This window comes from Pseudomonas sp. NPDC089408 (assembly GCF_044749445.1).
Lineage (GTDB): Bacteria > Pseudomonadota > Gammaproteobacteria > Pseudomonadales > Pseudomonadaceae > Aquipseudomonas.
Genome location: NZ_JBIVHY010000005.1, coordinates 24,317 through 45,324 on the forward strand (window position 1 = coordinate 24,317; position 21,008 = coordinate 45,324).

Below are 21,008 nucleotides of genomic sequence, written 5' to 3' on the forward strand. Positions count from 1 at the left end.
CAAAGACTCACTAATAGTTTCTCGCAAACCAAAGCAGGTGAACTATCGATCATAATTTAACTGAAATATCTTTTAACAATATAAAACTGGCATATCCAGTGAAAGCTCAGTGATAGGTACGTCAAAAGCTCACCTTAACCTCAAATCTGAACAGGAAGAATTTTGGCTTTGACTTTTCGGAGGCAAAGCCAATTACCCCATCGCCTATAGCTACTTCTCTATGCCGCTAAAAAATTCATACTCAGCAAGACCCAAAACGATACCCCTACGCTGTTGCAAAACACAAGCATTCACTCCCCTTCATACAGCCCCACATATTTCAAGCCATTATAATTTGCTTTTAATGGCTCTGAAATAACCGTCGCACCGTCAGAATACCAAAAAATGGCATTTGCTTTAGTGATTCCAAGCCTGAGGCACTCAGCCTTAATATCTTCAATACAGTCGCGATCAACCGCTGCATCTTTTAAAATTTCTTCTAAACTTACCTCCTCTGACTTTCTAGGAATAATCCCTATAAAGTCTTCGTCATACCATCTTTCACCAATATCCTTGCAAAAACCACAAACCTTGTAGGATGAATCGTCTAAATCTTGTGTGTAATCCAGCTCAAAATATTTCAGGTAATCTTCCTCAGAGGAAAAGTTTGTACCTATCCACACATGAACTTTTTCGTAACGATCAATATCATCATAATCCATCTAGCACGCTCCCAATTTCATGTGTTTACTATGATGCGAATCAATCACACCCAACGCTTGCGTTTTGCTTTGCGTGGCATTCAAATCTTTAATTAGATTATTGTGGAACAATCTACCAGCCCTACTGCCATGATGCGGACCGTCTGGCACAGGATTACCATGCTTGTCCGTGATGCCGACAAAAGTAATATCTTTAGTCGGCACTGTCATTTCCTTAAGCTCTTGAGCCGTAAATCCTAGCTCTTTTGCCTTCGAGGCTATGGACACCGGAAACATTTCATGTTTGCCTCCTGGACTGCGCAGCGCGGCCTCTACGGCTTTTTTATTGTCAACAATATCTTGAACCGATGCGTTGTTAAACCATCCATCAAACCCATTCTTTTCCCAAGGCACCCAACCTAAAGGATCAACCCAGAGAGTCGGCGTTGGCACATAGGAATAAAGATTAGCACCACCCCTGATGCCTATTGGATCTTGCGTTAAAAATCGGCCAGTGTCGGGGTCATAGTACCGGAATGTGTTGTAGTGCAATCCGATTTCAGAGTCTGCGTATTGGCCTTGGAATCGTAGATTCTGTTCAATCTCATTTACAGGCAGACTCTCTACTGCCCCCCAAGAGCAATATGTAGCCTGCCAAATAATCTTGCCATCGCTATCCGTCAGCTCCAATGGAGTCCCAATCTGATCCGTATGGAAGTAATAAAGCTTCTGCTCTTCCCCTTCCGCCTGATCAACCCGCGCCAAGGGCGCGTAGCTACCCGGCTCATACAGGTACAAAATGCTCTGCCCAGGCGTCTCTTCCCGCAGCATCCTCAACCCTTGCCACAGGAAGCGCTTCTGCTCGACCTCACCATTGATCTCAGCCCGCTTGGCTACCCGCCGCCCCAGGCTGTCGTAGCGATACTCACCGGTACTTTCCAGCTTGCCGTTAACCAGTGTCTGTGCCCGCACCAGCCGATTTTCGCAGTCATAGCTGAAGTGCTGCAGCTTGCTGGGCCCCGAGCGCTTCTCGGTCAGGTTGCCCCAAGGATCGTAGCGATACTCCTGATCCCGCCATTGCTTGATCCGATTGTCCTTGACCTTGTCGAACTGCCGCGCATTGAAGTCCAGGCGGTTGGCCGCCGCGTCGTAGCGGAACTCTTCGCTACCCACCAGCGAGCCGGTATCACGGCTGCGCAACTGGCCGTTGGCTTCGTACTCGTACTTGATCTCACCCCGCAGCTTGTCGAGCGTGCGTACCAACTCACCGGCCGGGTCGTACTGGTAGCGGCGGTGAATCGGGTTGTAAGCGTGCTCCACCAACAGCGAGGTATTCACGCCGGTGTTGTGCACCTGCGAAAGCTTGTCGGCGGGCAAGGTCGAGGCGAACTGCCAAGCCTTGCGCCCCATCGCGTCGTAGCCAAAGCAACTGGTGAGCTTGCCCTGGGTGCGATACACCTCGCGGTGCAGGTCGTCACGCTCCATGTCGCTGATCACCTGGCCATCCAGATTCAGCTGGTGCAGGTGCCCGCTGCCGTAGTACAGGTGGTTGACCTTGCGGCCGTCTGGCAGGGTCAATGTAGTCAAATTGCTGAGTGGATCGTACTCATAACCGAGCGTGCCGTCGGGGGTGATTTCTTTCGTCAGCCGCCCCAGCAGATCGTATGTGTACTCCAGCTTTTCTTCGGTGATGCCCAGCTGCTTGCCGATCCCGCTGGGTTGTCGCTCGATGCTCAGCAGCCGGTCGCCGTCGTCATAGGTGAATTGCTGCTGTGCGTCGTTATTCAGCTTGCCGATCAGGCGGCCAATGGTGTCACGCTCGAACAGCGTATGCCGCTCTGGGCGTTCGGCATTTTCGCCGTAGCCAATTTCATCCAACCGGGTGAGATGGCCGCCGACGTTGTAGCTGAAGCGCCGGGTCAGGTTATCGACCCGCACCTCTTCGCTCAGCCGGTCCGACACATCGTAGGCAAAGCTATACGTCGCATTATTTTCGTTGACCAGCGCGGTCAGGCGGATGGCCTTGTCGTATTCGTAGCGCACCCGCTGGCCCTTGGCGTCCTGGCGGCTGCTGGGCAGGCCGCGGGCGGTGCGCATCAGGCGTATGGTCTGGCCCTTGCCGTCGGTGTGGCTGAGTACCTGGCCATAGACGTTGTAGGTGAAGGTTTCCGTGCTGCCGTCCGGGTGTTTGATGCGCAGTACTTCACCGTCCGGTTTGCGCTCCAGCGAGGTGGTTTGGTTGAGCGCATCGGTCACCGCTATAAGGTGCTGACGCTCGTCGTAGCGGTAGTAGGTGCTCTTGCCTGAGCAGTCCTGGTAGCGCTCGACCTGGGCCAGGGTGTTCCACCACAGGTACTTGGACTTGTAGGTCGCATCAATGATGGTGTGCGGTAGGCCGTCGTCGCTGTTGAGGTATTCGGTCATCTGGCCGAGCGCATCGATTTCAGCGAGCAGGTTGCCCTTGTCGTCGTAACGCGCCGTCCAGGTGCTGCCATCCGGGTAGCTGACCTTGGTCACCAGCGTCGTCAGGTGGTGATACTCATAGGCGATCTTGCGCCCCAGCGGGTCGGTTTCTTCGAGCAGGCGGGCGTATTCGTCGTACTTGAAGGTCAGGCGATTGCCGTCTGGCAGGTCGAGGCCGACCATGTTGCCGTTTTCGTCCAGCGCGATGGCATAGCGCTCGCCACCGTAGTCACGGCTGGCAATGACGCGGTGGTCGGCGTTGTACTGCACCTCCAGCTCGCGGCCGAGCACGTCGGTGGCCCAGCTGGTGCGGGCGTCGAGGTCGTAGCGGAAATGGTAATGCTCGCCGTCACTGGTCCAGTGCTCGACCACCCGCGGCCTGCCGCCGTGGGTTTCCCAGCGGTAATGGCAGCCCAGGCCCAGGGCGTTGCTGTGGGTGACCATCAGGCCTTCGGCGTAGCTGAAGCTGCGCACGGTGTCGCCGTTGCGGTTGATTACCGCAGTCAGCTGGCCGTGTTCGTCGTAACGGTACTGGGTCAGTGTTTCAACCGCTTCATTGTTCACCACGCGCTTGATGTCGGTCAGGCGACCCAGTGGGTTGTCGTAGTGCAAATGCACACGGGTACCGCCGGTGGCGCTGATGTCAGTCAGGGTGCCGTCGGGCGTGCGGGTGAAATGCAGGAAGTGGCCGAGGGCATTCTCTATACGTTGCAGCGGCACTTCGGTGTTGCTGTCGGGCACTTCACCGAAGTAGAAGAACAGGTTGTCGAGGGTCTGCAGGATGTAGTGGCCGCCCTCGGTGCATACCAGGTACACCTGCTCGTGCGGGTTGTAGATGCGCTCGCCCGGCTGCAGGGCCACGAACGGGACTTCGCGGCCCTGGTTGTCGGTGAGGTAAATGAACGAACCCTGGCGGCGCAGGCTTTGCTCCCAGGGCAGCACCCAACCGCGGCCAAGCACGCTGTCGACGGTGAGGTCGCTGGCGTAGAAACGCGACCATTCGATGGGCATCAGGCCGGGCAGGCTGAAGTCGATTTCATCAGGGATCAGTTTGCGGCCGGTAGTAAGGTCGACCGGGTTGCCGACCAGGCCACCGATCGCCTTGCGCGCCACCGGTTCGACCACATAGCGGCTGGCGACTTCACCGGCGACAAAGCCTGCCGTGAATTTCAGGGCACAGGGCATGATGGCTTTCATGCCTGCCTGGCTACCGGCCTTGATCAGCTGGGCAATACCGCCGGCAGCGCCAGCGATGGCCATCAGCACATCCACGGTGGTACGCAGCCATTCCGGGATTTCATCATCCACTGGCAGGTAGCGATAGGTGCCGCCGCCGATGATGACGTTGTCCGAGCCACCGGAAATGGTAGCACCGCAGGTCAGCTTGTCGCCCTTGCGTGCCGCGGCAACGCTGTTGATGAAGACGTTGGTCGAGCCCTCGGCAATCTGCACCGGCCCTGGGTGCTTGTCGCAGGCACCGATGCTTTTTTCGACGCGGGCGGCCTTGCGGCTGTTGATGAACACGTTGGGTGAGGCAGTGGTTATCGTCCCTGAGGGGGACGAGAACATACTGCCTATCGCCTCTCCGGCAGCGGTCAGCAAGCTGCCCCCGATACCGGCTGCGAGGCCGGCGAGCAATGCGACGCCGAACCCGCAGGTGAAGGTGGCGATAGCCACCGTGGCCACCAGCGCGATACCCAGGGCAGCTCCGATCAGGAAGCCCCCCAACGCGCTGGTGTGCGAGATATCGTCGCCGAACCTGGCCGCTTCGAACATGAAGGGTTACTCCTGTTCGTTGGTTACGGCCGGGGAACGCGGGGTGAAGCTGGCCAGCAGGTTGTCCCAGTCCTGGTTCTGCTGTGCACTGAAGTCGGCCTGAGCCGTGGTGGAGAAGATCAGCGCACGCCCGGGGGCGATGATGAAGGCGGCCTGGCGTTGGTACAACGGGCGCCCTTGGTTCATGTAGTAAGCGTCGATCTGGATACCGGCGATGGGCGCAGTAGCCGAAAGCGAGACGGCCTTGTTACCCATGCGGGTGTAGCCGCGCAGCTTGGACGTGAGCATTTTGACCTGACGATCCACGTAAGCCTGCAACGCTTCGTCCGGCAGCAAAGTGTCACGCGAGACGGTAATGCTCAAAGGTGCGGGCACACTGGCACCCAGGACGAACATGTTGACTGTGCGGTCTTCGAAACCTGCCGGCAGCGCCATGCTGCCTTCCTGCAACTCGTAATCCATGCGATGAAAATTCCTGATAAAGAGAACGGAGTCAGCCCAGCGCGAAGCCATCGAGCATGCGGTCAAATTCTGCCAGCCACTGGCTCAGGCCAGGCTTGCTCGGGTCGATCACTGTGGAGATGTCGAGCCATTGCTGCGAGTCGCTGCCGACCACGGGCACCAACGCGCCGACCAGGCGACCGTGCCGGGGCTCATGGCCGGTATTGAAGTGGAAGTCCAAAACCTTGGCTGGGTGGCCAGCCATGTGGCAATCACGCTGACGAATCAAGCGCAGCTGTGGGGTAGATTCGCGCAGGGCCTGGACCGCGTCCTCGAACAGCAGCTGCAAAGGTTGCCTGGAACGAACGTCGCGACGCCGGATGCGAAGGCTGACCGGTTCGCCTTCATGCTCAAGGGTGGTTTGAATATCGCGAAAGCGAAAGCCGGCCGGAAATTGCAGGTTGAGACCGGCGAAGGTAAAACCGCTGGCCACATCCAGCAGTGCTGTCGGCACCGGCTGCGCCTCGGGCACAGGCTCAGGCAGGTTGGCGGCTTCCGCTAGCCTGGCCTGCCGCGCAGCTTCCTCTTGCGCTTCGCGCTTGGCAGAGAGGCGGTCGTAGATCGAGGTCTTGTACATGAACCGTGTCTCAGTCGTTGATTCGCACTGCCGCGCCAGTGATCTGGGTAGTGTCGGTACTCGTTGTTACGATGGCCTTGCCTTTGATTTCGATGCCTTCCGGCGTCAACGTAATGCTGCTTTCACCCACCTGCAGGATGATGTGCTGCTTGGCGGACACCTGAATGAACTGGTTGTCGACCTGCAAGGTGTAGGAGCCTTCAGTGACTTGCACCACCGTATCTTTCTTTACGCTTTCGGTATGCGTGCCGCCAACGGTAATCGTCCGGTTCTTGCCCACATCATGGGTCTCATCCAGCTCGATCTCGGTATCCATGTTGCGCTCGGCATGCATGATGATCTGCTCGGCGCCGGCCTTGTCCTCGAAGCGGAAGAAGTTGGCCGTACCGCCGTCACCCTTCATCGACCGGGTCAGGAAGCCGCTCTGGGTCTTGTTCGCCGGCAGCGCCCAAGGCGGCGTGTTGCTGCTGTTGTACAGGCTGCCCATGATCAGCGGGCGGTCGGGGTTGCCGTCGAGGAATACCACCACCACTTCGTCGCCAACGCGTGGGATCTGGATACTGCCGAAGCCGCCGCTGGCACCGGATTGGGCCACGCGTACCCAGCACGAGCTGTGGTCGTTGTGCTGGCCCTTGCGGTCCCAGTGAAACTGGATCTTCACGCGGCCTAGTTCGTCGGTAAAAATCTCTTCGCCAGGCGGGCCGACGATGATCGCGGTCTGCGGGCCGGCGATGGTTGGCCTTGGGGTACTCAGCTGCGGGCGGAACGGGATCTTCTTGCGCACGCAACTGAAGGTATTGAAGTAGCTGGCCTGCTGGCCGCTGAGGTAGTTGTTGTGGCCTTCGCTTTCCACGCTCATCAGCAGGAACTGCCGGTCTTCGACGGCGCCCTGGTCGTGGCTATAGTGCTGCAGCAGTTCGAAGGTATAGCCGGGCTTCATGGCCCGGCAGTTACTGGCGCCTTCGAACTTCTTGCCGCGCAGTTCCAGCGCCTCGATACGCAGGCGCAGCAGGGTTTCGCCTTCGTCGTAGGTGCCGTGGGTGTACTGGCCGGGGAAGTCGTAGATTTCGAAGTTTTCCACGTCGCCCTGCTTGTTCACGCTGTTCATCGCCACCGGCAAACGGTTGTTGGGCTGGCGGTAGTCAAAGGTCTGCGTGGCCATCTTGCCGGACTGCAGCTGGCGGTTGCCGCTCCACTGAGTGATGGAGTCGGCGGTCTCGGTGACCGATGCGCTGTGGAAGCGGATCTGTGGCTGTTCAGGGATGTCCACCAAGGTGCTTGAGTCATCGCAGATGATCATGGTGTGGCCTTCGGCGGTGTGCTCGAAGTAATAGAACATCCCCTCTTCCTCCAGCAGGCGCTGAACGAAGTTGAAGTCGGTTTCGCGGTACTGGGTGATGTAGGTGTAGCGCTTCTGCGGGCGGGTCAGGCGGAATTCGTGGCGGGAGAACGCCGGGCACAGGGCGAACACTTCGGTGATTACTTCCTCAACCGTGTTGCCCTGGAAGATCCGCGTATCGAAGCGGTTCTTTAGCATCGAGAACCACGGGTTGAGCGTGGCGGTATAGCGCGCCATGCCACCGTCGCTGCCGATGCTGGCAAAGCGCGTGAGGTAACCGGTGATGTGCCGCGGGCCGCCTTCGGCCAGTTCAATCTCGATGCTGACATGCTGGCCCATCATCGACTTCAGTGGCAAGCCGGAATCTTCGCAGACCAGCAGCAGTTCGTAGTTGAACGCCCGCGACAAAGCCTCGACGCCCTTGAAGGTTTCCAGCAGCAGTTCCTGCTCGGGGTTGGCCAGGTTGTGGAACTTGAACAGGCGGCGGTTCTGCGGCGACAGCAGCGCGGAGGCCAGGTCCATGATCATGCGAAATCTCCTTGAAAACACGGCCAGCACGCGCTTGCGATGCTCAGCTACAACTCTGTTCTTGCGGGCGTAATTCGGCATGCGCACATCACGCGCGTGCCCTGCGGAATCATGCGACTGCCGGCATGATGGAAAGTGCCATCATGCATTGAATTTAATGCGACCTGGTTCACATTTCCGAATGCCAGGCAGGCAGAAGCGCCCAAAAGGAGACACCGGCAAATGATGCCCTGTCAACACATCGCAAGCCTTGTAATGCTGAGCTTAGAACCCCGCAAGGCGATATCACATTGCCACTTTTCGTAACCGTCACTGCTGCGCCAAGGCGCTACGAGCCAGCGACGAATGGCCCGTAGCAGAAGGTTTTACAAGTGGTGAGCGGAGCCTATACCTGACCACGCCAATTCGAGCCGTACGCTACCTCTACGTCCACGGCGCTCGCGGAGAAAAATGTTTCATAACGTGGATGGGTTCAAATTTTTCGTCATTCATCCATTCTGGCAAATGGCTAGCGTGGACCCTGGCCATACTGGCACTTGCGGCAAGCGAACAGCAATGATGCGGGGCGACGATGCTTAATTGCCGTCATCAGGCCGGCGTCATGAGCAGCATGGAAAACATTGCCACACGTAGTGCGAGGCTACAGACGGATATCTCCAATCGGCAACTGGCTGCCTGGCTGCCTGGCTGTCGAAGAATGAGCAGAAATTACTGGCGCATCCGGAACTGCAGGCAAAAGAAGCGACGCCCCTCAAGAAAGCCGAACCCGAGCAGCCGTTTTACCAGCCCCCCGTAAAGCTGAGGTTGCGCCCCCAACCCTTGCTGATCCTCCGCAAGCTGCAGCAACGCGCCGGGAATACCTCAATGAGAAATTCGGCCGCACAGGCGATGTCCTCAAGGACATCTACATACGCGGCAACAAGGCCAAGGCGGCAAGTTACTTTGAATCACAAGGCTGTCGGTCGAGGCCACCGATGAATTGGATGCCTTGCTTGGGTGGTTGCGGGAGTGGGGAATCGAGGGTCGAGTGGTGGGCGCAAAGCCGCTGTAAGAGACCGCAGCAAGCCGCTTCTGCGCGGCATATTCCGTCGCATTGCCATCATTGATGGTCGCCACAGTAGACGCCGAATGCAAACGGCTCAGCGCGGCAAAAAGAGACCCGGTTCACTTTTTTTAAAAATCTTTTTACGCCAATTTTTACCGTTTCCTTAGCACTTCGGCCCCCTGACTTTAGGGGCCAAACCCCCATTTCCCGCGCCCGAAACCCACCGCCAATGGCATGGCGCCATCATTGCGTCGCATCACAAAACAGGGAAAAAATCGCTCCCCTCGCCGGAACTTATTCCGCAGCGGGGTGCCCTACTCGGCATTGCTGGCAACACGATATTCATGTGCCAGCACCCAATCAGACGCCTTCGATAGGCGCATTTTCAGGTCCTCGCCACTGGCGTTTCAGGACGATCAAGCAGGCACATGGACGATGCACCGATGACACAGACATTCGATGTCGAAGCACTGATCAAGCTGCGTAGCCAGACGCGGGCGATCTCCGATGCGCTGAAGGCGCAGGCGGCGGATTACCTTGCCACCGTGGCACCGCTGATCCGTCCACAGACCCTGTTTGGCGAGTACCTGCAAGGCGCCCAGCGCAGCAGCGGGCGCGAAACCCAGGGCCATTTTCAGTCGCTGATCGAGCTCTACGAGCGCATTGGCTCGGCTGCGCCATTCCAGCTGGTCAGCGAACTGGACGTGCCGCTCACCCTGATCAGCACCACCCCGGAACTGTACCCACTGGAATACGACAAGGTCCTCGCACAAAGCGGCCAAGTCATCCGCATCACCAGCCCGGTGCGCTGGGTGGTCGGTTTCCAGGGCTTCGAACTGGCGCGCTTTCGCGCAGTCATCAATGACCCCAACCGCAGCAGCGCCGAGCTGTACCGCTTCGTGGTGCACTACCTGGTGCTGTTCTACTGCCTGAGCAAGTCGCCAGGCGTTGGCCGGCTGTTCGAAGGGTTGCGCTTCGGCCTGAGTTTCGAACGCCTCAAGGGCTTGGGCGACCTGCCGTTCTGCGTCCTCAGCGCGCCAGTGCGCTCGGAACTTCCGGACGACTCGGTCATTCGTAGCAGCACGCAAATTGCCGGCAGCACCCGCTTCGAAGAACTGGTGGGCCGCGACAACATCCTGGAAATGAACGACGAAATCCGTCAGCGCCTGCTGCTGACGATCGAAGGACTGTAACGCGCGGTGCCCGCTACCGGGCCGCGCCAAGATTCGTAGCGAATTGCTTGCATTGGAGAACACGATGGCGAAGAAGGAAAGCACCCAGCACAAACTCGACCGCGTTCGCGCACCCCGGGTCCATATCACCTACGACGTGGACATCGGCGATGCCATCGAGAAAAAGGAACTGCCCTTCGTCGTCGGCGTGCTCGGTGACTTCTCCGGCAACCCGCTGGAGCCGCTGCCCAAGCTCAAGGACCGCAAGTTCGTGTTCATCGACCGCGACAATTTCAACGGCGTGCTCAAGGGCATCAAGCCGCGCCTGACCTACCGCGTCGACAACACCCTGGCCAGGAACGGTACCCAGCTGGGCGTCGAACTGAACTTCAACAGCCTTGAAGACTTCGAGCCGCAGAACGTGGTCAAGCAAGTGGAACCGCTGCGCAAGCTACTGGAAGTGCGCAACAAGCTGGCCGACCTGCGCAACAAGATGGGCGGCAACGACAAGCTTGAAGAGTTGCTGATGGATGTGCTGCAGAACACCGAAAAGCTAAAGACCCTGGGCAAGGAATTCGGCCGTGAAGCCGAAGTGAAAGACCCAACCAGCAGCGATCGCGCCTGAGCAGGAGCCCGAACATGACCGACAAGCAAACCGCACCGCAACAGGCCGGCGACCTGGTCGAAGTAGAAAACTTCGCCCCGCAGCCTTCGCTGCTGGACAGTATCATTTCGCAAAGCCGCGTGGCCCGCTCCGATACCGAGCGCAGCCGCACCCGCGACCTGATCGGCGAACTGGTGAACCAGGTACTCGAAGGTGAAATGACCCCGAGCAAGGACCTGATCGCCGTACTCGACTCGCGTATCGCCGAGATCGACGCGATGCTCTCCGAGCAGATGAACGAGATCATGCACGCCCGTGAGTTCCAGCAGCTGGAAGCCTCGTGGCGCGGCCTGAAGTATCAGGTCGACCAGACCGAGACCAGCACCACGCTGAAAATCCACCTGCTCAACGCCTCGAAGAAGGACTTGGTGCGCGACCTCAAGGCCGCCAGCGAATTCGACCAGAGCGCACTGTTCAAGAAGGTCTACGAAGAAGAATACGGCACCTTCGGTGGCGCGCCGTTCGGCATGCTGATCGGCGACTACGAGTTCAACCGCAACCCCGAAGACATGTACCTGCTGGAAGAGGTCTCGCACGTAGCCGCCGCAGCCCACGCGCCGTTCATTTCAGCCGCCTCGCCCGAGCTGTTCGGCTGGGACTCGTTCACCGAAATGTCCGGCCCGCGTGACCTGGCGAAAATCTTCGACACTGTCGAATACGCCAAGTGGAAATCGTTCCGCGCCTCGGAAGACTCGCGCTACGTGGGCCTTACCCTGCCCCACGTGCTCGGCCGCCTGCCGTATGGCCCCGATACCACCCCGGTAGAAGAATTCAACTTCGTCGAAAGCGTCGACGGCCGCGACCACAACAAGTATCTGTGGATGAACGCCGCCTACGCCCTCGGCACCCGCGTCACCGATGCGTTCTCTCGCTACGGCTGGTGCGTGGCGATTCGCGGCGTGGAAGGTGGCGGCCTGGTCGAAGGCCTGCCGACCCACACCTTCAAGACCGATGACGGCGAAATCGCCCTCAAGTGCCCGACCGAAATCGCCATCACCGACCGCCGCGAAAAAGAGCTGTCTGACCTCGGCTTCATCCCCCTGGTGCACTGCAAGGGCACTGACTACGCTGCGTTCTTCGGTACCCAGTCGGCGCAAAAGCAGAAGCAGTACAACACCGACATTGCCAACGCCAACGCACGCCTGTCGGCGCAGCTGCAATATATCTTCGCCACCTCGCGCATCGCCCATTACATGAAGGCGATCATGCGCGACAAGATCGGCAGCTTCGCTTCGCGCCTGGATGTTGAACGCTTCCTCAACCAGTGGCTGGCCAGCTACGTGCTGCTCGACGACACGGCCAGCCAGGAAGCCAAGGCCAAGTTCCCGCTGCGTGAAGCCCGTGCCGAAGTGTTCGAAGTGCCGGGCAAGCCAGGCGTGTACAAGGCCGTGACGTACCTGCGCCCGCATTACCAGCTCGACGAACTGACCGCGTCGCTGCGGCTGGTCGCCGAACTGCCGCAAGGCGCGCGCGGCTGAACGGCCGGTGTGTACAGGGATGACACATGAGTAACCAGGCCCGCCTGCTGCCCTCGCTGCTAGACCGACTGCTGGACGACCGTCCGTACCAGTCGGTTGAAGCCGCCGCGCAGCGCACCTGCTCGCTGGCCGAGTACAAGGCGAGCATCGTCCGCGACCTCGAGGTGCTGGTGAACACTCGCCAGTCCTTGGTCGCCGAAGAGCTCAACGGCTTCAGCCAGCTCGGTGGTTCCATCCTTGAATACGGCATGCCTGATTTCATCAGCCGCAGCGTGCTCGACCCCCATGATCGCCGGCTCATCCAGCAACAGCTGGAGCGGGCGATCAGCACCGGTGACCGGCGTTTTCGCCGGGTTCGGGTGCAACTGCTGGCCCAGGAAAACGGCCACCGCATGTTGACCTTCCGCGTGGACGCCGTGTTGCGCCTGCAGGACATCAGCCGCCAGGTGTCGTTCGACGCCGTGCTGCAGGTCAACACCCAGGAATACAAAGTGCAGAACCTCAACTGATGCTCGACGAACTGCTGCCCTACTACGAAAAGGAACTGTCGCACCTGCGCTTCCTCGGCCAGGAGTTTGCCGCGCAGTACCCGAAGATCGCTTCGCGGCTGCTGATCGAGGGCGACAACTGCGAAGACCCGCATACCGAGCGCCTGATCGAGGCGTTCTCGTTCCTGTCTGCGCGGGTGCACAAAAAGCTTGATGACGAGTTCCCGGAAATCGTCGAGTCGTTCCTCGAGGTGCTGTACCCGCACTACCTGCGTCCGACGCCGTCGATGTCGATCGCCGAGCTGAGCCTGGGCAGGCACGAGAAAGTCACCGAGGCTTATCGCGTGGCGCGGCATACCGAGATGCATGCCAACGCCGTGGAAGGCGTGGTGTGCAAGTTCCGCACCTGCTACCCGGTGGAGCTGTGGCCGGTCAGCGTGCAACAGGCATCGTTCGCGGAAATGGAGCGTTCGGCATTCAACGGCCACAGCGCTGACCTGGTGGCGCGCCTGCGTATCCGCCTGCAAGCCACCAGCGATGCCCTGTTCGGCCAGATGGAAATCGACCGCCTGCGGTTTTTCCTCGATGGCGAAGCGACGCTGATGCTGCAGCTGTACGAGCTGCTCTTCAACAACCTGGCCAAAGCCACCCTGAGCTTCCAGGACGATGGCCGCAGCCGCGAAGTCGCGCTGCCAACCACGGCCCTGCAGGCCGTGGGCTACGCCCGCGACGAAGGCCTGGTGGACTACTCGGAGCGCTCGTTCCTGGGCTACCGGTTGCTGCACGAGTACTTCACGTTCCCCGACAAATTCATGTTCTTCGACCTCAGTGGCTTTGCCCGCATCCTGCAAGGCAAGGCGGTCGAGCAGGTCGAGATCAACTTCTATTTTTCCGACTACGACCTCAGCGAGCGCCTGGCGCGGCTGACGCAGAACATCGGGCGCAACAACTTCAAACTCAATTGCACGCCGATCATTAACCTGTTCCGCCAGCAGGCCGAGCCGATCAAGCTTACCCACACCCAGCATGAATACCCGGTCACCCCCGACACCCGTCTGCACAATGCCGCCGAAGTGGTGTCGATTGACCGCGTGCGCCGGGTGCGCAAACTCGGCGGCCTCGACCAGGTCGCCACCTGCCAACCGTTTTTCGAGCCGCGCGGCGAGCAAGACCCGCACACCAGTTTCTGGATCGCCCGCCGGCGCAATCAGGGCGATGCCACGGCCATGAGTATCCGCGTGGTCGACCGCAACCTGGAACTGATCGACGCCAGCAGCGACACCTTGAGCATCGGCCTGACCTGCAGCAATCGCGATGTGCCGCTGATGCTGCCGTTCGGCGGCGAACGGGGTGATTTCACCATCCCCGCCAACTCGGTGATCAAAGACATCCGCTGCCTGCGCAAACCCACAGCCACCGTACGCGTGCCACTAGGCAAGGGCCTGATCTGGCGGCTCATCGCGCACCTGTCGCTAAACCACCTGTCGCTGGTCAGCCAGGGGCGCGAGGTGCTGCTAGAGCTGCTGTCGCTGTACAACTACCGCAACGTCTCGGCCATTCGCAAACAGATCAACGGCATCAAGGCAATCAGCAGCGAGCCGGTAGTTGCGCGCATCGGCCACCCACGGCCGAACTTCGTCCGTGGCGTGAGCATTACCCTGACCCTCGACGAAAACCAGTTCACCGGCAGCGGCGTGTACCTGTTCGGCATGGTACTGGACCACTTCTTCGGGCAGTACTGCTCGATGAACAGCTTCACCCGACTGAGCCTGCGCTCCCAACAACGAGAAAAGAGAATCGTCCAATGGCCAGCACGCACTGGCGATCAGCCCCTGGTCTGATCGATCAGGCCCGAGCCGAGCCGCACCGATTCGAATTCTTTCAATTGGTGCGCCTGCTCCGCCTGCACTACAGCCGTACCGGGCGCATGGACCTGGCGACCCGGCCGCACGAAGACCCGCTGCGTTTTCGCACCCAGCTGTCGCTGGCGTTCCCGGCCAGCGAGGTCAGCGACTTGCACTTCGAACGCGAAGGCAAGGTATCCCCGGCCGGCCTGCCACTGTCGGAGGTGCAGGTCACCTTCATGGGCCTGGTCGGGCCATCGGGCGTGCTGCCGCGTCCGTACACCGAGCTGCTACTCGAACGCCACGTGCAATACCGCGACGATGCTGCCCACGCGTTTCTCGACATCTTCTCGCACCGCATGACCACGCTGTTCTACGAAGCCTGGCAGAAGTACAAATTCCATATCGAGCACGAACGCAATGGCACCTCGGGCTTCGATGGCTACCTGCTCAACCTGGTCGGCCTGGGCCCGCGCGCGCAAAAGCTCAAGTTCGAAGAGCAGCCTTCGGCGCTGCGTCGCGAGCTGTTCAGCTACTTTGCCGGGCTGCTCAGCCAGAAGCCGCGCAACGCGCTCAATCTCGAGGTGATGCTCGGCTTCTATTTCTCGCTGCCGATCAAGGTCAGGCAGTTCGCCGGGCGTTGGCTGAACCTGGAGCCCGGGCAATGTACCCAGCTGGGGCGCAAGAACGCGCAGCTGGGCCACAGCGCAGTCGCCGGCAGCCGGGTCTGGGACTACCAGTCGTGTATCCGTATCGAGCTGGGGCCACTGGACCTGGCCGATTACCAGCGGTTCCTGCCGGGCACCGAGTGCTACCGCAAGCTGGTCGAACTGGTGCGCTTCTATATAGGTGCCGAGCTGGATTTCGAAATCGCCCCGCGTCTCAAGCGCGAGGCAGTGCCTCCCGCCCGGCTGGGCCGCAGCGGCAATGTCGCCCTGGGCTGGCTGGGCTGGCTGAAACGCCCTGGCCATGACGCGGAGCCTTCGCGTTGCGCCGTTTTCCATATTCCTTACGATGGGGTCGCCTTGTGAACCTGAAGTCTCTGTTCGCCAAGCTCAATGAAACCAGCCGCACAGCCACCGAAAGCGCGGCGGCCCTGTGCCTGTCGGAGCACCACTACGACGTCGAGGTGGAGCACCTGCTGCTGCAACTGCTGGAAAACAACGACAGCGACCTGGCACCGATCCTGCGCCACTACGACGTTGTTGCAGAGCGCTTGCAGGCGCAGCTGGTCACCGCCCTGGGCACTTTCAAGAAAGGCAATACCCGCACCCCGGCGCTGTCCCCGCATATCACCCGCATGATCGAGCAAGCCTGGTTGCTGGCTTCCATCGAATATGGCGTCAGCCAGGTGCGCAGCGGCCATTTGCTGCAGGCCCTGCTCGATGATGCCGAGCTGCGCCGCGTGGTGGTCGCTTCGGCGCCAGAGCTGGAGAAAATCAGCACTGACGACCTGCGCCTGAACCTCGCCGCCCTGGTCGAGGCCAGCGCCGAGTCGAAACAGGCCAGCCCATTGCCCAGCCCGTCGGCCCCCGTGGCCAACGGTGCCAAGGCCGGGGGCAAGACCCCGGCGCTGGACCAGTACACCGTCAACCTTACCCAAAGCGCACGTGACGGCCGCATTGACCCGGTACTGGGCCGCGAGTTCGAAGTACGGCAAATGGTCGACATCCTCACCCGTCGCCGGCAAAACAACCCGATCCTTACCGGTGAAGCCGGGGTGGGCAAAACTGCGGTGGTCGAGGGCTTGGCGCTGCGTATCGCCCAGGGCGATGTACCCGCGGTGCTCAAGGATGTCGCCCTGCATACCCTCGACCTCGGCCTGCTGCAGGCCGGCGCCGGGGTCAAGGGTGAGTTCGAAAACCGCCTGAAGGCAGTGATCGAAGAGGTCAAGCGCAGCCTGCACCCGATCATCTTGTTCATCGACGAGGCCCACACGCTGATCGGCTCTGGTGGCCAGGCCGGGCAGAACGATGCCGCCAACTTGCTCAAGCCAGCCCTGGCCCGTGGCGAACTGCGCACAATCGCCGCCACTACCTGGGCCGAGTACAAGAAGTACTTTGAGAAGGACGCCGCCCTCGCCCGCCGCTTCCAGGTGGTGAAGGTAGAAGAGCCCGACGAAGACAAGGCTATTCATATGCTGCGTGGCCTGCTTGGCAAAATGCGCGAGCACCACAAGGTGGCAGTGATGGACGAAGCACTGGTGCAGGCGGTGCGCCTGTCCAACCGCTACATCACCGGCCGGCAACTGCCGGACAAAGCCGTGAGCGTGCTCGACACCGCCTGCGCACGCATTGCCCTGGCGCAATCGTCGCAGCCAGGCGCCCTCGAAGACTGCCGCCGACAGATCGACAACCTGCAGGCAGAAATTGCCGTGCTCGGCCACGAAGCCGGTAAGGGCCACGACCATGCCCGCCGCCTGGCCGAGCTGCAGGCCACCCTGCAGGCCGAGCAGCAGCAGGAACAGCGGCTGAACATGCAGTGGCAGCAGGAGCTGGAACTGGTCGAGCAGCTCAAGGCACTGGATGCCGCCAACGACACTGATGCCCAACAGCTCAACGCACTGCGTGCCGAGCTGGCCCAAGTGCAAGGCGACCAGCCACTGGTCCACGCGCTGGTCGACAGCGGCGCCATCGCTCAGGTCATCAGCGGCTGGACCGGCATCCCGCTGGGCAAAATGCTGCGTGACGAGATCGACACCGTGCAGCGCCTGCCAGCCCTGCTCGGCGAACGCGTGCTGGGCCAGGACCATGCCCTGCAAGAAATCGGCAAACGCATCAAGATTTCCCGCGCGCGCATGGAAGACCCGAACAAGCCGATTGGCGTGTTCCTGCTGCTCGGCCCCAGCGGCGTCGGCAAGACCGAAACCGCCCTGGCCCTGGCCGACACCCTGTACGGCGGCGAGCGCAACCTGATCACCATCAACATGTCCGAGTACCAAGAGGCGCACACCGTGTCGAGCCTCAAAGGCTCGCCACCCGGCTACGTTGGCTACGGCGAAGGCGGTGTGCTGACCGAAGCCGTGCGCCGCAAGCCATACAGCGTGGTGCTGCTCGATGAAGTGGAAAAGGCTCACCCCGACGTTCTCGAGCTGTTCTTCCAGGTATTCGACAAGGGCGTGCTGGACGACGGCGAAGGCCGCGAGATCAACTTCCGCAACACGGTGATCATTCTCACGTCCAACACCGGCACCGAGCGCATCATGCAGACCTGCCTGAACGCCGCCGAACTGCCTACGCCGGGCGCCATCATCGAAGGCCTGCGTGACGAGCTCAACCAGGTGTTCAAGCCGGCCTTCCTCGGCCGCCTGAGCATCGTGCCGTTCTACCCGGTGCAGGACCAGATCCTCGAGCGCATCGTCGCCCTCAAGCTTGGCCGTATTGCCAAGCGCTTCGCCCGCAACCATCAGGCCGAACTCAGCTACGACGAAGCACTGGTCAAGGCCATTGCCGCGCGCTGCACCGAGGTCGACAGCGGTGCGCGCAACATCGACAACATCCTGTCCCAGACCCTGATGCCCGAACTCGCCCAGCGCGTGCTCGAGCGCATGGCCCAGGACACGCCGATCGAGCGCCTTGTGATCGAGCTAGGCAGCGATGGCGATTTTGCTTATCGCCTGGCCTGACCAGTACCCGGAGGTTTTTGCCGTCATGCAGCACAAGCACACCATCCTCAAGCGCCTCACCGCCGCCGCCCTGCTGTTGGCACTCGCCGGCTGCGGGGTCACCGACCGTATCGGCAAGCGTATGGAAGACAGCTGGGCAGCCGACATGCTGGCCGACAGCGAGAAGGTCATCCTCACCTCCGACGGCGGCAACCAGCTCAACCCCGATGTCGAGGGCAAGCCGCTGTCGGTGGTGATGCGCGTGTACCAGCTGACCGACCTTGAACGCTTCGCCGCAACCGATGCCGAGACCCTTTGGGACACCCCGGAAAAGGCCCTTGGCAACACCTTGGTGGAAGCACGCGAAATCACCCTGCTGCCGGGTATCGGCCAGATCGACCAGTGGCCGCTGGCCAAGAGCGCCCGCTACGTCGGCGTGGCGGCGTTCTTCCGCGATGAGCAGGACGCGCGCTGGAAAGTCGCCTTCGACGCCAATTCATTGCGCAAGGACGGTATCTGGTTTTCCTCCGACGGCCTGCGGGTACTGGTGGACAAGACCGAGATCAGTGCCATGCGTGGCTTCGACGTACTGAACAAGCCGCCGACCGCAGACCAGCTGGCCGCCGCGCAAAAGGCCGAAGAAGCCGCACCGGCCCTGACCGACAAGGTGCAGGGCGCGGTGCTCGACAAGGCTACGGATGTTGCCGGCCAATCGGCACAGAACGCCACGGACAGAACCTTCAACTCTTTAGTGGATAGCGTTAAATGAGCAAGCAGAGCCGGGTGATGTGGTCGGAAGGTATGTTCCTGCTGCCCCAGCATTTCCAGTATCAGGATGAGTTCCACCAGCACCAGCTGGCCGAGGCGACCTTGCGCGGCACCCCGTTCCATTGGGGCGTGCAGGTGCTGCAAGTGGACGAAGATGCGCTGGCCAACGGTTCGCTGCAGCTCAAGCGCCTGAAGCTGGTGTTCCCCGATGGCAGCCTCTACGACGCGCCGCAGCACGACCCGCTGCCGGCCGCGCGCGACCTCAAGGACTTGCTCAAGGCCAACGAGCTGAAGGTCTACGCCGCGCTCAAGCTGCCCGAACCGTTCGGCCTCAACTATGTCGAGGACGGCCAGGAGCACAAGGCTGCACGGCGCTTTCGCAAGCAGTTCGATACCCTGCCCGATCTCAACGAAGGCGAGCTGGAAAATGAAATTACCAGCCTGCGCCTGAACGTGGTGCTGCTGGTCGACGGTGACAGCCTCGACGGCTACAGCCATTGTGCGCTGGCCAAGCTCACGCGCAACAGCATGGGTGGCTTCAACCTAGACCCACATTTTGTCCACCCGACCCTGCACTTGGGCAACCATGAGACCCTGGCCGGCATCGGCAAGCGTTTGCTGGGCGCGCTGCAGGCCAAGAGCAAGGCGCTGTCGGGCCGTCGCCGCGAGCGCGCCGACCAGATTGCCGAGTTCGGCTCCAGCGACGTCACCCTGTTCTGGCTGTTGAACACGGTCAACCGCGCCCACCCGCAGTTGGCCCACCTGCTGGCCCACCCACGCCTGCACCCGGAGCGCCTGTATCTGTTCCTCGCCGACCTGGCCGGCGGCCTGCTGACCTTTACCCTGGACACCCAGCTCAGCGACATCCCGGAGTACGACCACCACGATCCGGCAGCGGCGCTGGTCAAGCTCGACGAGATGATCCGGGTGATGCTCGACAATGTCGTGCCTAACCAGTGCATCGTCATCAACCTTACCCAGACCAAACCGTCGTACTGGCAGGGCCAGCTGCGCGACCCACGCCTGGCCGAAGCCGACTTCTATGTCTCGGTGCAAGCCGACATGCCTGGTGCCAGCCTGCTGGAACTGGTGCCGCGGGCGTTCAAGGTCGGCTCGCCGGAAGACATCGAAGTGGTGGTCAACAGCGCCATGCCCGGCGTCACCCTCAACCACGCCGCGCGGTTGCCCAACGCGATCCCGGTGCGCCTGGACAATCAGTACTTCGCCATCGAGCCGCACGGCCATGTGTATGAGCGGATGATGAACGCCCAGACCGTCTGCTTCTACGCGCCCAGCGCCTTTACCAACCTCAAGCTGGAACTGATGGCGGTGCTCAAATGACCGAAGCCGTACTGCAACAGGGCGCCGACGCGGCCGCCAACGACAAACCGACCCTCAAGGACCTGGTTCAGGACTTCATCAGCATGGCGCTGATCGTGCGCCGTGGCCGCCAAGTCACCTCGGTGCAGGCCTTCGAGGCCAGCGTCGAGCGTTTCTTCGACAACCTCGAGCGCGATGCCCGCGCCGCCAACTACAGCGTCGACCAGGTCAAGGATACCCAGTACGCGCTGTGCGCCTTCCTTGACGAGAGCGTGCTGCGCTCCGGTGACAACGAACTGCGCCGACATTTCGAGCTGCAGCCGCTGCAGTTCCGCTACTTCGGCGTACACCTGGCCGGTGAAGGGTTCTTCGAGAAGGTCGATGCGCTGCGTGCCGACGTCAAGCAGAACATCGACGTGCTCGAGGTCTACCACCTGTGCCTGGCCCTGGGCTTCGAAGGCAAGTTCAGCCTCGGCCAGAAAGACCAGCTGCGCTACCTGGCCAACACCCTCGGCCAGGATATCGCCCGTTACCGCAAGGCGCCAAAGGCCCTGTCGCCGGACTGGGCGCTGCCCGACCAAGTGTCGCAGATGCTGCGTCACGAAGTGCCCTTGTGGGTATACATGGCGCTTATCGCGCTGGTCTGCGTCGGCGTGTACCTGACGCTCGACTGGCTGCTGGACAAAGAAGTCGCCGCCCTTTCCGAACAAATCCGCCAGCTGTTCAGTGCCTGAGCAACGCTCAGGTAGCCGAGTCAGGAA

At 60.7% G+C, this 21,008-nt stretch carries 16 protein-coding genes; 11 read left to right on the top strand and 5 right to left on the bottom strand.

Going from position 1 to position 21,008, the window contains the following annotated elements:
• Positions 1-290: 290 nt before the first annotated feature.
• From ACIP02_RS10075 to tssI, 5 genes are read right to left on the bottom strand one after another with little or no spacing between them, the layout of a single operon-like run.
• Entirely contained in the window at positions 291-701 is a 411-nt protein-coding gene (locus ACIP02_RS10075; protein ID WP_400615786.1) for an immunity 22 family protein, read from the bottom strand.
• Positions 702-4,919: an RHS repeat-associated core domain-containing protein gene (locus ACIP02_RS10080; protein WP_400615788.1), complete on the bottom strand. Its 4,218-nt coding sequence runs from the start codon at positions 4,917-4,919 to the stop codon at positions 702-704. It lies immediately after the preceding gene.
• 6 nt (positions 4,920-4,925) lie between these two features.
• A complete protein-coding gene (locus tag ACIP02_RS10085; protein ID WP_400615791.1) occupies positions 4,926-5,381 on the bottom strand; it encodes a DcrB-related protein in 456 nt (151 codons plus the stop codon).
• 31 nt (positions 5,382-5,412) lie between these two features.
• Positions 5,413-5,997, bottom strand: a complete 585-nt coding sequence (locus ACIP02_RS10090) for a hypothetical protein (RefSeq protein WP_400615793.1) — start codon at positions 5,995-5,997, stop codon at positions 5,413-5,415.
• A 10-nt stretch (positions 5,998-6,007) separates the two neighbouring features.
• Positions 6,008-7,864, bottom strand: a complete 1,857-nt coding sequence (tssI, locus tag ACIP02_RS10095) for a type VI secretion system tip protein TssI/VgrG (protein WP_400615795.1) — start codon at positions 7,862-7,864, stop codon at positions 6,008-6,010.
• 902 nt (positions 7,865-8,766) lie between these two features.
• Between tssI and ACIP02_RS10100 the strand changes: the two genes are divergently transcribed.
• From ACIP02_RS10100 to icmH, 11 genes are all read left to right on the top strand, one after another.
• A complete protein-coding gene (locus ACIP02_RS10100; RefSeq protein ID WP_400616425.1) occupies positions 8,767-8,970 on the top strand; it encodes a hypothetical protein in 204 nt (67 codons plus the stop codon).
• Between the two features lie 382 nt (positions 8,971-9,352).
• Positions 9,353-10,102 carry a hypothetical protein gene (locus ACIP02_RS10105; RefSeq protein ID WP_400615797.1) on the top strand — a complete coding sequence of 250 codons (750 nt, stop codon included), beginning with the start codon at positions 9,353-9,355 and terminating at the stop codon, positions 10,100-10,102.
• Positions 10,103-10,166: 64 nt separating this feature from the next.
• The gene (tssB, locus tag ACIP02_RS10110) at positions 10,167-10,706 is read left to right on the top strand and encodes a type VI secretion system contractile sheath small subunit (RefSeq protein WP_400615799.1); all 540 of its coding nucleotides are present in this window, start codon (positions 10,167-10,169) and stop codon (positions 10,704-10,706) included.
• A 14-nt stretch (positions 10,707-10,720) separates the two neighbouring features.
• Positions 10,721-12,223, top strand: a complete 1,503-nt coding sequence (gene tssC / locus ACIP02_RS10115; RefSeq protein ID WP_400615801.1) for a type VI secretion system contractile sheath large subunit — start codon at positions 10,721-10,723, stop codon at positions 12,221-12,223.
• A 26-nt stretch (positions 12,224-12,249) separates the two neighbouring features.
• Complete coding sequence (gene tssE, locus ACIP02_RS10120; RefSeq protein ID WP_400615803.1) at positions 12,250-12,732, top strand: type VI secretion system baseplate subunit TssE; 483 nt, start codon at positions 12,250-12,252, stop codon at positions 12,730-12,732.
• Positions 12,732-14,552, top strand: coding sequence for a type VI secretion system baseplate subunit TssF (tssF, locus tag ACIP02_RS10125; RefSeq protein ID WP_400615805.1), 1,821 nt, complete (start codon positions 12,732-12,734; stop codon positions 14,550-14,552). Before tssE ends, tssF begins: the two co-directional genes overlap by 1 nt.
• On the top strand, positions 14,516-15,586 hold the full coding sequence (gene tssG / locus ACIP02_RS10130) for a type VI secretion system baseplate subunit TssG (protein ID WP_400615807.1): 1,071 nt from the start codon (positions 14,516-14,518) through the stop codon (positions 15,584-15,586). Before tssF ends, tssG begins: the two co-directional genes overlap by 37 nt.
• Complete coding sequence (gene tssH, locus ACIP02_RS10135) at positions 15,583-18,180, top strand: type VI secretion system ATPase TssH (RefSeq protein WP_400615810.1); 2,598 nt, start codon at positions 15,583-15,585, stop codon at positions 18,178-18,180. The genes tssG and tssH overlap by 4 nt, the downstream gene beginning before the upstream one ends.
• A gap of 25 nt (positions 18,181-18,205) precedes the next feature.
• Positions 18,206-18,928, top strand: a complete 723-nt coding sequence (gene tssJ, locus ACIP02_RS10140; RefSeq protein ID WP_400616427.1) for a type VI secretion system lipoprotein TssJ — start codon at positions 18,206-18,208, stop codon at positions 18,926-18,928.
• Positions 18,925-20,268, top strand: a complete 1,344-nt coding sequence (tssK, locus tag ACIP02_RS10145; protein WP_400615812.1) for a type VI secretion system baseplate subunit TssK — start codon at positions 18,925-18,927, stop codon at positions 20,266-20,268. Before tssJ ends, tssK begins: the two co-directional genes overlap by 4 nt.
• Entirely contained in the window at positions 20,265-20,981 is a 717-nt protein-coding gene (gene icmH, locus ACIP02_RS10150) for a type IVB secretion system protein IcmH/DotU (RefSeq protein WP_400615814.1), read from the top strand. The genes tssK and icmH overlap by 4 nt, the downstream gene beginning before the upstream one ends.
• Positions 20,982-21,008 lie beyond the last annotated feature (27 nt).